The sequence below is a fragment of the Eubacterium sp. AF17-7 genome (assembly GCF_003461285.1).
Lineage (GTDB): Bacteria > Bacillota > Clostridia > Lachnospirales > Lachnospiraceae > Eubacterium_U > Eubacterium_U album.
Genome location: NZ_QTWU01000002.1, coordinates 26869 through 42961, shown reverse-complemented (window position 1 = coordinate 42961; position 16093 = coordinate 26869). Strand labels below are relative to the sequence as shown.

15 protein-coding genes are annotated in these 16093 nt (G+C 30.7%); 3 read left to right on the top strand and 12 right to left on the bottom strand.

Annotated elements, in window-relative coordinates:
• The first annotated feature begins 474 nt into the window (after positions 1–474).
• A complete protein-coding gene (locus DWW96_RS03475; protein ID WP_117909107.1) occupies positions 475–1638 on the top strand; it encodes an MBL fold metallo-hydrolase in 1164 nt (387 codons plus the stop codon).
• A 166-nt stretch (positions 1639–1804) separates the two neighbouring features.
• Here DWW96_RS03475 and DWW96_RS03470 read toward each other — a convergent pair whose 3' ends face one another.
• Positions 1805–2341 (bottom strand): DUF3877 family protein, encoded by a 537-nt coding sequence (locus DWW96_RS03470; protein WP_117909105.1) that lies wholly within the window; start codon positions 2339–2341, stop codon positions 1805–1807.
• A gap of 252 nt (positions 2342–2593) precedes the next feature.
• On the opposite strand from DWW96_RS03470, the gene DWW96_RS03465 reads away from it, so the two are divergent.
• The gene (locus DWW96_RS03465) at positions 2594–4342 is read left to right on the top strand and encodes a hypothetical protein (RefSeq protein WP_117909103.1); all 1749 of its coding nucleotides are present in this window, start codon (positions 2594–2596) and stop codon (positions 4340–4342) included.
• Between the two features lie 183 nt (positions 4343–4525).
• Positions 4526–5386 (top strand): DegV family protein, encoded by an 861-nt coding sequence (locus DWW96_RS03460; protein WP_117909101.1) that lies wholly within the window; start codon positions 4526–4528, stop codon positions 5384–5386.
• Positions 5387–5645: 259 nt separating this feature from the next.
• On the opposite strand, the gene DWW96_RS03455 is transcribed toward DWW96_RS03460, so the two are convergent.
• The 11 genes from DWW96_RS03455 to eno all read right to left on the bottom strand — a co-directional run bounded on the left by DWW96_RS03455 (position 5646) and on the right by eno (position 15917).
• A complete protein-coding gene (locus tag DWW96_RS03455; protein ID WP_117909099.1) occupies positions 5646–5957 on the bottom strand; it encodes a thioredoxin family protein in 312 nt (103 codons plus the stop codon).
• A 21-nt stretch (positions 5958–5978) separates the two neighbouring features.
• Complete coding sequence (gene hflX / locus DWW96_RS03450) at positions 5979–7220, bottom strand: GTPase HflX (protein ID WP_243003011.1); 1242 nt, start codon at positions 7218–7220, stop codon at positions 5979–5981.
• A 21-nt stretch (positions 7221–7241) separates the two neighbouring features.
• Positions 7242–8606, bottom strand: coding sequence for an MATE family efflux transporter (locus DWW96_RS03445; protein ID WP_243003010.1), 1365 nt, complete (start codon positions 8604–8606; stop codon positions 7242–7244).
• Positions 8607–8683: 77 nt separating this feature from the next.
• Positions 8684–9190: a phosphatase PAP2 family protein gene (locus DWW96_RS03440; RefSeq protein ID WP_117909095.1), complete on the bottom strand. Its 507-nt coding sequence runs from the start codon at positions 9188–9190 to the stop codon at positions 8684–8686.
• A gap of 8 nt (positions 9191–9198) precedes the next feature.
• Complete coding sequence (locus DWW96_RS14200; protein ID WP_022089298.1) at positions 9199–9375, bottom strand: DUF6472 family protein; 177 nt, start codon at positions 9373–9375, stop codon at positions 9199–9201.
• A gap of 180 nt (positions 9376–9555) precedes the next feature.
• The gene (locus DWW96_RS03435; RefSeq protein ID WP_117909093.1) at positions 9556–10740 is read right to left on the bottom strand and encodes a pyridoxal phosphate-dependent aminotransferase; all 1185 of its coding nucleotides are present in this window, start codon (positions 10738–10740) and stop codon (positions 9556–9558) included.
• An 88-nt stretch (positions 10741–10828) separates the two neighbouring features.
• Positions 10829–11293: an SsrA-binding protein SmpB gene (smpB, locus tag DWW96_RS03430; RefSeq protein WP_117909504.1), complete on the bottom strand. Its 465-nt coding sequence runs from the start codon at positions 11291–11293 to the stop codon at positions 10829–10831.
• Positions 11294–11385: 92 nt separating this feature from the next.
• A complete protein-coding gene (rnr, locus tag DWW96_RS03425; RefSeq protein WP_022089295.1) occupies positions 11386–13518 on the bottom strand; it encodes a ribonuclease R in 2133 nt (710 codons plus the stop codon).
• Between the two features lie 173 nt (positions 13519–13691).
• Positions 13692–13940, bottom strand: coding sequence for a preprotein translocase subunit SecG (gene secG, locus DWW96_RS03420; RefSeq protein WP_022089294.1), 249 nt, complete (start codon positions 13938–13940; stop codon positions 13692–13694).
• Positions 13941–14139: 199 nt separating this feature from the next.
• Entirely contained in the window at positions 14140–14466 is a 327-nt protein-coding gene (locus DWW96_RS03415; RefSeq protein ID WP_117909091.1) for a hypothetical protein, read from the bottom strand.
• A 167-nt stretch (positions 14467–14633) separates the two neighbouring features.
• A complete protein-coding gene (gene eno, locus DWW96_RS03410; RefSeq protein WP_243003020.1) occupies positions 14634–15917 on the bottom strand; it encodes a phosphopyruvate hydratase in 1284 nt (427 codons plus the stop codon).
• Between the last annotated feature and the right edge of the window lie 176 nt (positions 15918–16093).

Below are 16093 nucleotides of genomic sequence, written 5' to 3'. Positions count from 1 at the left end.
TGCTAATTTCTAAACATTTTATTTTTTTTACTTAATTCTAATTTTACACAACACTGCTACTTTTTAAATTTACAAGGCAGAATTAGTGCAGAAGGATTACTTATGTTTGGAATTGGTGGGCTTGCAATCGTATATTTTATTGCCCCTATTTTAGACAACATGCTTGCCAAAATACGACTACGTTATATTTCTATCATATTTGGAATTTTATTTGTCATTTGTTTAAGTGATGTCATTTATTCAAATTTTCATCCAAATATTGGTCACGGCATTACTGATTACACAAATTATAATTCCATTACAAACACGACGTTTTTTTGATGCGTGTTTGTATTCTCATTCTATATTATAAGTGTTATAATATGTCTATATTTATATTTGGAAACAATATTTATAAAATTCATATTTTACCAATGTTTCCTACTAACAGCCACCGTAAAAAAACGGAGCAATACAATACAGGAGGAATTTATAATGAACAACACTTATATTTCAGATTCAATAAAATATATCGGAGTTGATGATATTGATATTGATTTATTTGAAAGTCAATACATTGTACCTAACGGTGTTTCTTACAATTCTTATTTAATTCTTGATGAAAAAACTGCTGTTATGGACACTGTCGATGCGAGAAAAACTGATGAATGGTTTTCTAATCTTAACTCTCAATTAGCTGGAAGAAACGTCGATTATCTTATTATTTCACATTTAGAACCCGACCATTCTTCTAATATAAAAAATCTTATAGACAAATATCCTAATGTCAAATTAGTTCTTAGTGCTAAAGCATTTGCTATGTTGCCTCAGTTTTTTGATATTGAAAATCTCTCTGACCTTTGTTTAGTTGTTAAAGACGGAGATGAACTTGATTTAGGTTCTCATAAATTAAAATTTATTATGGCTCCAATGGTTCACTGGCCTGAGGTTATGGTTGAATACGAAGTAAGCGAAAAGATTCTTTTCTCTGCTGATGGATTCGGCAAATTTGGTGCTTTATCTGCTGATGAAGACTGGGCTTGTGAAGCAAGAAGATACTATTTTAATATTGTCGGCAAATACGGTGCACCCGTTCAGACATTACTAAAAAAAGCTTCTACTCTTGACATAAAAACCATTTGCCCATTGCATGGTCCAATACTTAATGCGAATTTAGATTACTATATTGGAAAATATCTTACATGGAGCAGTTATGAACCTGAAGATGAAGGTGTTCTTATCGCCTGTGCATCAATTCATGGTAATACAAAAATGGTTGCTGAAAAACTCGCAGATATTTTAAAAGAAAAGGGTTGCAAAAAAGTTGCATTTACTGACTTAGCAAGAGATGATATGGCTGAAGCAATTGAAGATGCTTTTCGATATGATAAGTTGGTTTTAGCTGCTGCTACATATGATGGTGGTGTATTTCCACCTATGGAAGATTTTCTTAACAGACTTGCTCACAAGAATTATCAAAAGCGTAAAATTGGAATCATTGAAAACGGGTCATGGGCTCCAATGGCTGGAAAGTCTATGAAATCTATTCTAGACGGAATGAAAGATTTAACCTATTGTGAAAATATGGTAACAATCAAATCAACTTTAAAAGATACAGACATCGCTTCTCTCGAAGCTTTAGCTAACGAACTCATATAACAATTTATGTTGTCGTGTTATTTATAATAATCTGTACTCTACGCTATATAATATGCTTAAACACAAAAACTTCCCGTGAAATTTGCTATATTTTTCTTCATTAAATATCAATAATAAAAAAATATCAAATTTTACGGGAAGTTTTCATGTTAAGTTTAGTTCATTTTTATTGATACATATCCTTATAATCATCAGGTAAAAATCTATGATAAATTATATGGAATCCTTCATCTTTAAAGCAGTAATAATAAGTATCATCTTTATCATCCTCAAAATATATAAGTGTATCGAATTCATTATCATCCATTTTTTCTATATGTACTTTCGATGATTTCTCAAGGAACAAATTTTCTATATCCTGCATATTTGTTTCATGCTTTCCAACCAATTCAATTAATCTTTTAATGAACTCATCTTCCTTAGTATTTTCATGTACATATTCTGCACCCTGTTCATTTATATAGAAACAAAATCTATCGTCCTTATTTGATACAATTACTTCTCCTAATGTTTCATTCGTATATTCTGACAGCTTTTTTAATCTTTCATCCATTTCATAAACATTATCTTGACTTGAAAAGATATTATTAAGTGAACTTAAAGGATAATACAACCTGATTTTTTCCTTTCGATATCCAAGTTTTGCCTGTTCTTCTTTTATTATATCTATAAGATTATTTTCTAATATTTTGTAACCGTTCATTTTTTCATTCCACTTTTTAATTAATTATCTATCATTCATATTTAAATACAATGATGCCAGGAGCAAAAGCCCCAAACTTTGATTCCAACAGATTGTTCCGTGCTATACTTAATTCATTTCAAATTTTAACTTCTATTTTCTCATTTTTCAACATATATTGACATAACTCTTAATATCTTTTATAGTTTAGATGTAACAAATTATCTATATGATGTATATTATATTAATACATTAACAAAAAATGGAGGGCTTATGAACCAATTTGAAACATCTACACAACCAAAGAAAAAGAAATTTATACCTGTAATTATTATTGCAGTTATACTTGTCACCATAATTGGTGGTTCTGTTTACGCTTCAAGAAGCGTTATTTCTAATATCTTTCAGGAAAAATTTGCTAAACCTGAAGATTATTATCACAGAGTTGAAAACAATAATATTAACAATGACATTGATAACAGTATTAAATCCTACTCTACTGCTTATAAATTAATAACTTCAAAAAAATACTCATCAACTGCATCTATACATTTAGATTTTAGTGACGAATTAAAAGATCAATTAGGAAAAATAAATTCTAAATTAAATCAGATTAATTCAGCAGAATTGACTTACAAATCTTCATTTGACAATTCAAAAGAAGCTGTTACCCTAGCTGCAAAAATCAATGATGCTAACCTTGTTTCAGGTAATGGTTTTATTGATTTTGACAATGCAAAAATATATGGTCAGATTCCTGAAATTTCTGACTCTTATTTAGATTTTTCTTCATATCTTAACTCTGAAGAATATGATATTAATATTGATTCATTAAAATCACTTGGTTCTTTTTCTGATTTATACCCTGAACCCGAAAAACTCGAATCTATATTAAAAAAATATTCAAATCTTTTTGTCAACTCAGTTAGTAATGTAGAAAAAACTAAAACAACTATAACTGCAAATAGTATAACTCAGGATTGTATAGGACTTACAGTTAAAATGAGTGGTCAGGAACTTTATGATTCTATTCATACTATATTAGAAACTGCTAAAGATGATAAAGATATACAATCTATCATTGATGATATGATTGATTACATTAAATCAATTGATTCTTCTTCAGACTTAAATGATGTCACTTCTAAATCATATTATGAAGATATTGATTCACTTATACAGGAACTTGAAGAATCAAAAGATGAATTTACAAAATATGAAGACTTATTAGATATGTTTGTTTATGTTGATAACAAAGGAAATATTATTGGACGTACAATAACTATTACAGCTGATAAAACATACACCATAGAATATAAACGTGCTATAAAAGCAACTTCTTTAGGAATTGAGTCAACTATTAAAGAAGGCGATAAGGTAGTATTTTTAGTTAAAGGAAAAGGTTCATCTACATTAACTGAATTTAGTGGAGATTTTGTAATTACTTTCCCAACTGAAGAGGTAACAATAAACGCAACAGTATCTAATGGTGATGTTTCTAAATTGTTAGATGGAACATTTAATGGTGATATAACTCTTACTACTACTTACAAAGATTTAGAAGACTATAAATTGAATTTATCAGTAAAAACATCTCTTTTAAGCAGTTTGGTTAAAGTTGAAGCCCTAGATAAAGAAAACAGTTGTGGTATATTAACACTTAAACAGGAATCTACAAACAAAGCTGATATCGATTTTCCTGATACTAATTCAACATTTATCGATGTTTCTGACTCAAATGCGCTAGATAACTATATTTCTAATTTTAACATTGAATCATTTATTAATGATTTTGCTTCAAGAGCAAATCTTGATATTTCATACTCAGATATAGTATCTGGCATTTTAGGTTATAATTCATCTTTAAAGAATAACTATAATGCATCTGATTATGATTTTTCAAATTTTGATGCATCTGATTATAATACTTCTGACTTTGATATATCGGACTACGACTCTTCAGATTTTGATTCGTCAGATTCCTATATTTCTGACTATACATCTGACCTTGATATTTATTAAAAATAACTATTTTCATTTGTTATTGTATCAGATGTGGCTTTAATTAATTGAGATTTATAATTTATTAATATTGAAAATCACTGTATTTAATGTTAAAATAATTTAACTAGTGCCTAATTGGACTATATAATAAATAATTTTACAAATTGTTAAATTATAAATTTATTTTACAAGGAGAATCAAATGCGCACAGCTATTATGACTGATACCAATAGTGGTATTACAACTGAAGAAGGAAAATCTTTAGGAATTTTTGTCATTCCTATGCCGATAATTATTGATGATAAAGTTTATTATGAAGGTATAAATATAACTGAGAAGGAATTCTATGAAGCTTTGACCGGTGGTAAAAATCTTTCCACATCTCAGCCTTCTCCCGGAGAAGTAATGGATATGTGGGACTCTATCCTTGAAAGTGGAGATTATGATCAGGTTGTATATATTCCTATGTCAAGCGGATTAAGCAATTCATGTTCTGCCGCTATGGGACTTGCTCTTGAATATGAAGATAAAGTATTTGTAGCAGATAACCACAGAATTTCCGTTACAATGAGAGAATCTGTTTTATCAGCAAAAGAACTTGCTGACGAAGGCAAATCAGGTGCTGAAATTAAAAAGGCTTTAGAAGATGATGCTTATAACTCAAGTATATATATTTCAGTTAATACGTTGGAATTTTTAAAGAAAGGTGGCCGTATCACTCCTGCTGCTGCAATGATTGGAACAATGCTTAATATTAAGCCTATCTTAACAATACAGGGTGAAAAGCTTGATTCATTTGCAAAAGCAAGAAGTATGAAAAAATGTCAGGATAAGATGCTTGAAGCTTTAAAGAGCGAAATTGCCGGTCGTTTTTCACATAATGATATGTCTCAATTAAAAGTTGGCGCCGCAGGTGCCGGATTATCAGAAGAAGAAATTGAAAACTGGCTTGGAATGGTAAAAGAAGCTTTTCCAAATGCAAAAGTTTTCTATGGACCTTTATCTGCAAGTATTGCATGTCATACCGGTCCCGGAGCTGTTGGAATTGGAATCAGTTTTTAAATCAACACTATTGTAATTAATTTAATTCAATAATAAAAAAGATAGATTTAGAAATTTCATATCGCTTCGTTTCATATTTAATTAAACGATTAATAAGCGATACGTTAATTCAAAAATCTATCTTTTTATTATTTTAATCTTTTTATTATTTTAATAATGAGCAACTTAACCTTTAACTATTAAAATAAACTCATATTTTTATCTTTCACTATTAAATAAACTTTTTTAATATTTCACAAATGAATTTAATTTTTTAATATTATAATTTGCTTTCAATCCATGCTTCTATTATTTCTTTAGGCTGGAATCCTGTTCTTGTAGCAATTTTTTCACCATTAATAAACATTGTTACGGCCGGAATATTTTCAACATCATATTTTTTAGGTGATTCCTGATTTATTGCAATATTAGCTCTATAAAAATCAACTTTTCCTGCATATTCATCAGCTGTTTCATTAATTATCTGTTCCATTATCTGGCATGATTCATTTCCTGTAACTGAAAAATTAACTATCGCTATTTTACTTGCTTCTACTTCGCTAAAATCATTGTTTTTAATTTTCTTTACCATTTTATTGTCTCCTTTGTAAATTTATAGTCTGTCCATCATTTCTGACGGAACATATGCCTCAACATAAATTCCATCATCTCTATATTCTTCTTTCAATAATTGTCCATATTTTCTTATAAGACCGGGCTTTCCGGCATCAGCATAAGAAAATACCCTTTCAATATGAACTCTCATTGATTTAAGAGCTTTACTTATGGCATTATTTAATTCCTCAATACCGACTTTATTTTTTATTGCTGCATTAACAATATAGTCAGCCTTAAAATCTCTTAAAATAGGCTTATTTTCAAGTCTATCCTGCTTGTTAAATACTGTAATTATAATTTTATCTTTTACGTCTAACTGTTCTAATGTTTCATACACAGCATGTATATGTTTATCCATCTGTGGATTTGAACTATCAATTACATGTATAATAATATCTGAATATTTTGCTTCCTCTAATGTACTTCTAAATGCATCTATTAAATGATGTGGAAGTTTTCGGATAAATCCAACTGTATCTGTCAACAAAATCTCCTGTCCGTCAGGAAGTTTATAATTTCTTGTTGTAGGATCAAGCGTAGCAAATAACTTATCTTCCTCTAAAACTTTTGCATCCGTAAGAGTATTTAATAATGTAGATTTACCTGCGTTTGTATATCCAACAATTGCTGCTACAGGCACAGGATTCTGAGATCTCTTAGCTCGTGTAACATTTCTATGTGCTTCCATATCTTTAACTTCTGCTTTTAACTGAGAAATTCTGTCCCTTATTAATCTTCTGTCAACTTCAAGTTTCTTTTCTCCGGGACCTCTTGTTCCGATTCCACCACCCTGTCTTGATAGATTTTTCATACCAATAAGTCTTGATGATCTGTATCTAAGCTGAGCAAGTTCTACCTGTATTTTTCCTTCTGCAGTTTTTGCCCTGCCTGCAAAAATATCTAATATAATTAAGGTTCTGTCCATAACTTTTACGTTAAGTTCATCTTCTAAATTTTTATATTGAGCAGGTGTTAACTCATCGTCACACACAATAGCTGTTGCCTGTGTCTCCCATATCAAATCTTTTAATTCTTCGACTTTTCCCTTACCTACATAAGTTCCCGGATGAACTGCCTCTCTATTTTGAATTGTTCTTCCAACTACCTGTGCACCTGCAGTGTTTACAAGTTCTTCTAACTCATCTAATGATTCATCCGCATCATTGCTATCATCTAATGATACAGCCACAAGAATAACTTTTTCAATTTCTTCTTTATTTTCAATTAATTTTGCCAAATACATCACCTCGTTTTATTGTTAGTTCTCACTTATCTTTGAAATTACATTTAATTTTTTCCATTTGCCACGTTTATATCTTACTAAACTTATTGTTCCGTTTAAGAACCATGTAAGTCCTGTTGCAAAAAATACACCATATCTTCCAAACATAGGCACCATCGTAAGTGGTCTTGCAAGGAATATTCTTCCGCACATTTCTACTATTCCTGTCATTAATGAGAACATTGCATCTCCTGCTCCATTTAATACATTACGCGTAGTATAAATTAATCCCAAAAATACCAAAAAGCAACTATCTATCCTAAGACCTACAGTACCTATTGCAATTACATCCGGACTCTTTCCAAATATAGATATTATCTGTGGTGCAAATCCCCAGAATATTGGTAATACAGCCAATGCAAATACTGTACTTATAATTGTACCAGAAAAAAATCCCTGTTTTACACGCTTTACATTTCCTGCTCCCATATTCTGTCCTGTAAATGTAGAAATGGCTGAACCTAATGACATAAATGGCTGCTGAACTAACTGTTCAATTCTTGCAACAACTGTAAATGCCGTTGTAAACGTTGCACCAAATCCATTTACTACTCCCTGTAAAACAATAAGAGAAACAGCTATCAATGCATTTTGCAATGCTACCGGAATTCCTAACTGTAAGCATTTATATAATATTGCTTTTTTTATCTTTAAGTTTTCTTTTGTAAGTCTGAAAAATGTTGTACATTTAACGGCATATATAATACATGCCACTGCTGATATCAATTGTGCAAATGCCGTAGCTACTGCAACGCCAACAACACCCCATTTAAATTGGAGTACAAAAAGTAAATCTAATACTACATTTATCAAGCTTGCTACAATTAAAAATGTAAGTGGTGTTTTTGTATCACCAAGCGCTCTTAAAATACTTGATACGCCATTATACATTCCTACACAAATAAAACCAATTGCAGTAACTTTTAAATATATAACTGCATCTTCTAATATTGCCGGATCAGTATTCATTAATACAAGTGCCGGTCTTGCAAGGAAGAATCCTACTAACGACATTAATACTGAGCAAATCGAAATTGCCCATATTGCGTTACCTATTGTATTCTTTACGTTTTCTTCATCTGATGAACCAAAGTATTGTGAAACTACAATCCCAATTCCTACTGATAATCCTAAAACAAGCGAAAAGAAAAAGAACTGTAATGAATTAGTTGTACCAATAGCTCCTAAAGCATTTTCACCAACAAAGTTTCCTACAACAATAGAATCTACCATATTGTAAAGTTGCTGAAATACATTACCTATCAACAAAGGAATTGTAAACTGAAGAAGTAATTTTGCCGGGTTTCCCTTTGTCATATCCTTAACTCTTTTATTTTCCATAGTTACTCCTTATTAGGTTTTTAACCTTTTCATTCTGTATAATTTATTTTTTAACCTTAAATAATTATAATCTGCTTTTATCTAATAGCTATAAATAACAGACTTCCTAAAACCCCACATATACTTCCTGTAATCGCTCCTACGATTACATCCTTTGGAAAATGAACACCTCCGATAACACGCAGCACAGCTATCATACAACTTATAACAAATAAACATATGCCTAATTCTAAGTTAGCATATATGAATGTAGTTGCTATAACAAACGCTGAAAATACGTGTCTGCTTGGAAATGAATTCCCTTCTTTTTCCTTTTTTATTATTGGTTCATAATTATATACCGTATAAGGACGCGGTGAATCAAATTTTTTTCTAAAATAAGATACACCTATAAATGAAACTGCCGTGACAGCAACAATCCTTATAACATCACATTCCTTAGTTATAATCATAAACGCAACAACTAAAATATAAATAATATAAACAACAGATGTTGAAAATAAATTAAGTTTTCTTACTATCTGCTCTCCATATTTATATTTTCTTATTTTGTTACTTATTTTTCTGTAATCATTTTCTGTCATAAATCACCTTATTGCTTTCTTGCAATTCTGTATTCATCACCATAAGAAAAATACGGACAGCTTGCCGTAGGATTCTGCAACTGTCTTGCATAATCATCTTCATCCATACTTACAACGCATCCATATTCTTCATATTCTTCATCATATACATAATTGCTACAAAATTCGCAACTATACTGACCCATTTTTTTCCTCCTAATTTTTAATATTATGATGTAAGTATGCAATGTTGCATTCTTTGTCACATAACATGATTTCTCGTAATACTACTCTTCATCAACATCATATATCACTATCTTTTACTTACATACTATAGGAGTTGCCAATTAAATTTGCAACTCCTATAATAACTAATTGATTTATTTTTACTTATAACTATCTGCTAACTTTTTAAATGCAGGTAATGCTCTTTCAATCTGCTCAGTCTGAACACAATATGATACTCTTACATATCCCGGCGTTCCAAAACTATCTGCAGGCACAAGTAACAATTCCTGCTCTTTTGCCTTTTCACAGAATGCCTTTGCATCATCTTCCATGGCTTTTACAAATAAATAGAAAGCTCCATCGGGATATACGCATTCAAATCCCATTTCCGTAAGACTGTTATATAATAAATCTCTGTTAGTTTTATATATCGAAATATCTGCTGTGTCATCAATACATCTTTCAATAACCTTCTGGAATAAACTTGGTGCACATACATATCCTAATACTCTTCCTGCTCCACATACAGCTGCATATGCATCCTTGCTGTCAACCATTTTGTTTGACACAACTATGTAACCAATTCTTTCTCCAGGTAATGATAATGCTTTACTGTATGAATAACATACAAATGTATTATCATAATAATTAATCATATATGGTACATCAATATCATCATATACTAATTCACGATATGGTTCATCAGTAATTAAGAAAATAGGATGTCCATATTCTTTTTCTTTTTTTCTAAGGATATCACACATTTTAACTATTGTTTCTTCTGAATACACAACACCTGACGGGTTGTTAGGTGAATTAACAATAACTGCTTTAGTCTTTTCATTTACTGCTGCTTCAAATTTTTCCATGTCAATCTGAAATGTTCCTTCTTCTCCCGGAACCTGTACAACCTTAGCACCTGACTCCTTAATAAAAATAGTATATTCAGGGAAGAACGGCGTAAATACGATACATTCTTCATCCTTTTCCATTATTGCATTCAATACGATTGTAAGAGATGCTGCTGCACCACAAGTCATATAGATATTATCTTTTGTTATATCTGTTCCAAATTTTTTATTTATATAATTAGCAATTGTATCTCTTACATGGGCATCCCCCTGTGCTGATGTGTAACCATGTGTAGCTACCGGATCGCCATTTTCAACAATATCAATAATTGCTTTCTTTACACTTTCCGGAGCAGGAACACTTGGATTACCAATACTGAAATCAAATACATTTTCTGCACCAATTTCCTGTTTACGTTTATTTCCATATTCAAATATTTCTCTTATTTCTGAACGAACTTTTCCTAAATGTACCATATCTTCTACAAACATATCTCTTCTCCTTTAAAATTAATTTTGTATTTTTATGCTGTCAGTACCAAAATATATCTTACAGATTATTTTTATAGTCATGCATCATTTACAAATTCTGTATTTTAAATTCACGCTCATGCTCACGTTTCTGGTCTCGTTTTGCAATGTCGTCTCTCTTATCGTATAATTTTTTACCTCTTGCCAAACCAATTTCCACTTTTACCAGACTTCCTTTAAAATAAACCTGCAAAGGTACTAATGTCAAACCTTTTTCTTTAATTTTACCAACAAGTTTATTTATTTCATATTTATGCATCATTAATTTCTTTGGCCTAAGCGGATCTTTATTGAAGATATTTCCCTTTTCATATGGGCTTATGTGCATTCCATAAATAATCAGTTCTCCGTCTTCAATACGGATAAATGACTCTTTAATGCTACATTTTCCCTGCCTTAAAGACTTAACTTCAGTACCATGAAGTACAATTCCGGTCTCATAAGTATCTTCAATAAAATAGTCATGGCGGGCCTTTTTATTATTTGCAATTAATCTATTCGCTGCCTTTGCCATATCTTCACCTTTCCATATTAACTTTACAACTTTTTCCATACAATTTTACATCATTTTATTACTAATTTCACTATAAATTTGTATATATTTGATTATGCCAGTACAAAATCTATTGTTTTTGTCATCTTATCTGTATGAACAACTCTTACCTTTACAGATTGTCCTAATTTGTATGTCTTTTTTGTATGTTCACCTACAAGAGAATATGTTGGTTCATCATATATATAATGGTCATCTTCCATATTGCTTACGTGAACCATTCCCTCTATTGTATTAGGCAACTCAACATACATTCCCCAGCCGGTAACACTTGAAATTACTCCTTCAAATTCTTCTCCGATATAACTTCTCATATATTCAACTTTCTTTAATTTTTCAGTATCTCTTTCCGCATCATCAGCACGTCTTTCATTTATACTGCAATTTTTAGTAATATCAGGCAAAATTGTATTGTAATGTCTTATATACTTTTCATTCAGTTTTCCATGAATGTTTTCTTTAATAATTCTGTGTATCTGTAAATCAGGATATCTTCGTATTGGAGATGTAAAATGGCAGTAATATTTTGCTGATAATCCAAAATGTCCTTTACATTCCGGAGTATATTCTGCTCTCTTCATTGAACGCAAAGTAATTCTGCTTATCAAAGCTTCTTCACTTGTTCCTTCCACACTTTCTAATAACTTCTGAAGTTCTTTTGGATGAATTTCATCTCCCATCATCTTTATATGATATCCAAAGTTATTTATAAATGTAGCAAGTTGTGTCATTTTCTCGACATCCGGCTTATCATGATTTCTATATACAAATGGGAGTTCCTGCCAATAATACTCTTCTGCAACCGTTTCATTTGCCATAAGCATAAAATCTTCTATAATTTTAGTTGCTGAATTTCTCTCATAGGGTTCAATGGAAATAACTCTTCCTTTATCGTCTAATTTAATTTTACATTCAGGGAATTCAAAATTAATTGCTCCTCTTCCATATCTTTTCTTTCGCAAAATATCAGACAATTCTTTCATTAACTTAAACATCGAAATGAAATCTTTATGTTTTTCACATGCCTCTTTTTCACCTATAAGTACATCCCTTACCTGTGTATAAGACATTCTTCTGTCTACATTAATTAATGTTTCCACTATTTCATGACTTATAATATTCCCATTTTCATCGATTTCCATAATACAACTAAGTGCAAGTCTGTCTTCTCCCTGATTTAATGAGCAAATACCATTAGACAATTTATGTGGAAGCATTGGAATTACCCTATCTACTAAATATACGCTTGTCGCTCTTTTTCTGGCTTCTTTATCTAACGGAGAATTTTCCGTAACATAATTACTTACGTCCGCAATATGAACTCCTAAAGTATAAACTCCATTTTTCTTAGAGATTGTGATAGCATCATCTAAATCTTTAGCATCTTCTCCATCTATTGTTACAGTCTGCCAGTTTCTAATATCTTTTCTTCCGTTCTTTTCTTCTTCTCTTACATAATCAGGTATGTTCTCTATCTGTTCCATTACATCTTCCGGAAACTCTGTAGGTATATCATAAGCTTTAACGATAGATAAAATATCTACTCCCGGGTCATTTACATGACCTATAATTTCAACTATTTTTCCTTCCGGCTTTCTTCCTTCCTTTCCATAATCAGTAATCTTGGCAACTACTTTATGTCCGTTAACAGCCCCCATAGATGCTTTGAGTGGAATATATATATCTTTTACAATTTTTTGATTATCCGGTAATACATATCCAAAGTTTTTGCTTTTTTCAAATAATCCAACAACTTCTGTTATTTCATGGGATATGATTTTTACAATTTTACCTTCTTTTCTTCTTTTTCTTGTTCCATCATTCTTAGTTTTGTCTTCAGGTAATACTGCAACTAAAACCGTATCATGGTGAAAAGCATTATTAACATTCGCAGCCGGAATAAAATAATCCTCTTCTTCACCCTCTACAGTAACAAATCCGTATCCTTTTTCATGTGCAGTAAATATACCTGTAACTAATGTTTCTTTTGCTATCGAATACTTTCCTCTTTTTGAAACAGATATCTTTCCTTCATTTATTAATTCATTTAAGACTATTTCTAATAATCCTCTATCTTCCTTTTTTACATTTAATATTATTGCTAATTCTTTTATTTTCATAGGAACATAGTTTTTATCATTCATTAAATCTAATATAATTTTCTTTCTTTCATTAATTAATTCCATGATTCCTCCTTACTCTATTATTATAAATTTGTAAAATACTTTCTGTTTATGCTTTTTATTTTTTTAATTAAATCTCATTTCAAATTTATTTCTATGATTATTTTAGCCATTTTTTGTTTTTATAATAAAAAGAAAGTGTTCCTAAAAGGAACACTTTAAAAATCATAATTATCCTAAAAATTTAAGAATTTCATATTAAGAACAATTGAAAGTACAAAGAATAAAACAATCATAACCTTTGTAATCTTTTCTAATTTTCCTTCCATTGAACGTCCTTTATTCTTTCCCCAGTATGATTCTGCTGCACCACTGATTGCTCCTGTAAGTCCAGCCTGCTTTCCTTCCTGAAGTAGTATTACTACTGTTATAACTACACAGATGATAATGTATATCACTGATAATACTCTTAATAATGTAATCATTTCGAACCTCCTATTAGTATGTATTGCCCCTCCCTTGGGTCAGCGGCTAGTCGTCGGAAACATTTATTGAAAATGAACTTCATTCATTTCGTTTCCTTCTATACCTATTCAAACGCGAATACATAAATATTATCATATTTGTATGCTATTATCAAGTAATTATTCCAATCTTTTCTAATTTTATCATCTAAATTTCTTCCTATTGCTGATTGCCTTCATTCACTAATTCCTGTAAATTACTGATTTCAGTTTCTATTTCTATATTTTCACTTTTGCTTTGTACTATCTCTGTATTTTGTTGTTCTTCTATGGATTCTGTTTCATCAGACTTGGTAGTCTCTATCGTTGTTTCCTGAATAGTTACATCTTCTGTTTCATTTTGTTTGCTATCTGCATTTTTCTTCTTTTTATCAGTCTTTTTATTTTTTGAGTCGTCACTTGCTTTTTTACTTTTACTTGAATTTATACTTTTACTTTTTGATTTTGCTGTACCTGTACTTACAGAAGCACTTTTTTCATTCGTCACTACATTACTCTCTGTATTTTTATTTCATTCTGTTTGTTTACTGCCACACTGACTGCAGTAGTTGTTTCCTCCTTTTTATTTTATCTTTTGTTTATTTCCTATTATTTTCTATTCATTTAGTAGGTATTGTCTTTCTCATCGTTTGTCAACTTTATTTCTATTTTTATTTATAATTTTTCTTCAATTCTCAATAACTGGTTATATTTTGCTGTTCTTTCACTTCTACATGGTGCCCCTGTTTTTATAAAACCTGTATTAAGCCCTACCGCCAAATCTGCAATAGTTGTATCTTCTGTTTCTCCTGAACGATGTGACATGATAGCTATATATCCATGACTTTGTGCCATTTGCACAGCTTTAATCGTTTCTGTTATACTTCCTATCTGATTTGGTTTTATCAATATTGCATTTGCACATTTCTCTTTTATTCCCTTTTTTAATCTCTCTACATTTGTAACAAATAAATCATCACCGACTAAGTGGATTTTTCTACCTAATTTCTCAGTAATCTTTTTCCATCCATCCCAATCTTCTTCATCTAATGGGTCTTCTATTGAAAATATCGGATATCTGTCAACAATATCACTCCACATATCTATTAATTCATCTGTTGTCAATTCGATTCCTTTTTTAGGTAATTTGTATTTTCCTGTAACTTCTGCTTTCCATTCTGAAGCTGCTACATCCAAAGATATTTTAAAGTCTTTTTCAGGAATATATCCTGCCTTTTTAACTGCTTCAATAATTAAATCAAGTACTTCCATTTCGTTATTTAAATCCGGTGCAAATCCACCTTCATCACCAACTGCAACAGATAAATTTTTGTCTTTTAATAATTTTTTCAGTGCATGGTAAACTTCTGCACACCATCTCAATCCTTCTTTAAATGTTGTCGCTCCAACAGGTAAAATCATAAATTCCTGCACGTCTATATTATTAGATGAATGAGCACCTCCGTTTAAAATATTCATCATGGGCATAGGCATTTTGCACGCACTTATGCCTCCTGTAAATTTGTAAGTAAAAATATTTAATGCTTTTGCACATGCATTTAAATTAGCCATCGAAACAGCCAATATTGCATTTGCACCTAATTTTGATTTATTATCTGTTCCGTCTTCACTTAACATCATTCTGTCAATTCTTCTTTGATTAAGTGCATTTTGTCCTATAAGCATTTCATTTATTATTGTATTTACGTTTGTTACAGCTTTTTTTACACCGGCTCCTAAATATCTATCTTCACCATCTCTAATCTCCGCTGCTTCAAATTTTCCTGTTGATGCACCGGACGGTACGGTTGCTCTTCCTGTAATCAAATCAGTTTTTGGATTTTCCCCTCTAACCGTAACTTCTGCTTCAACTGTAGGATTTCCACGTGAATCTAAAATTTCTCTTGCTTTTACATTTACAATCTTTAAATATTGTTCCATATTCTCTATCAGATGCATTTTTAGCACCCAATTTCTCCTATATTATTTAATGTTCCGTTAATATATAAAGATTTTTCAATCTACTATGCCTTACTATTTTCACGAAGCACTTACTATTTAGATAACGTTATATATGTCTTTTATATAAAACAAATTTATATACGTTCTTTGTATAAAACACTGTTATATACATT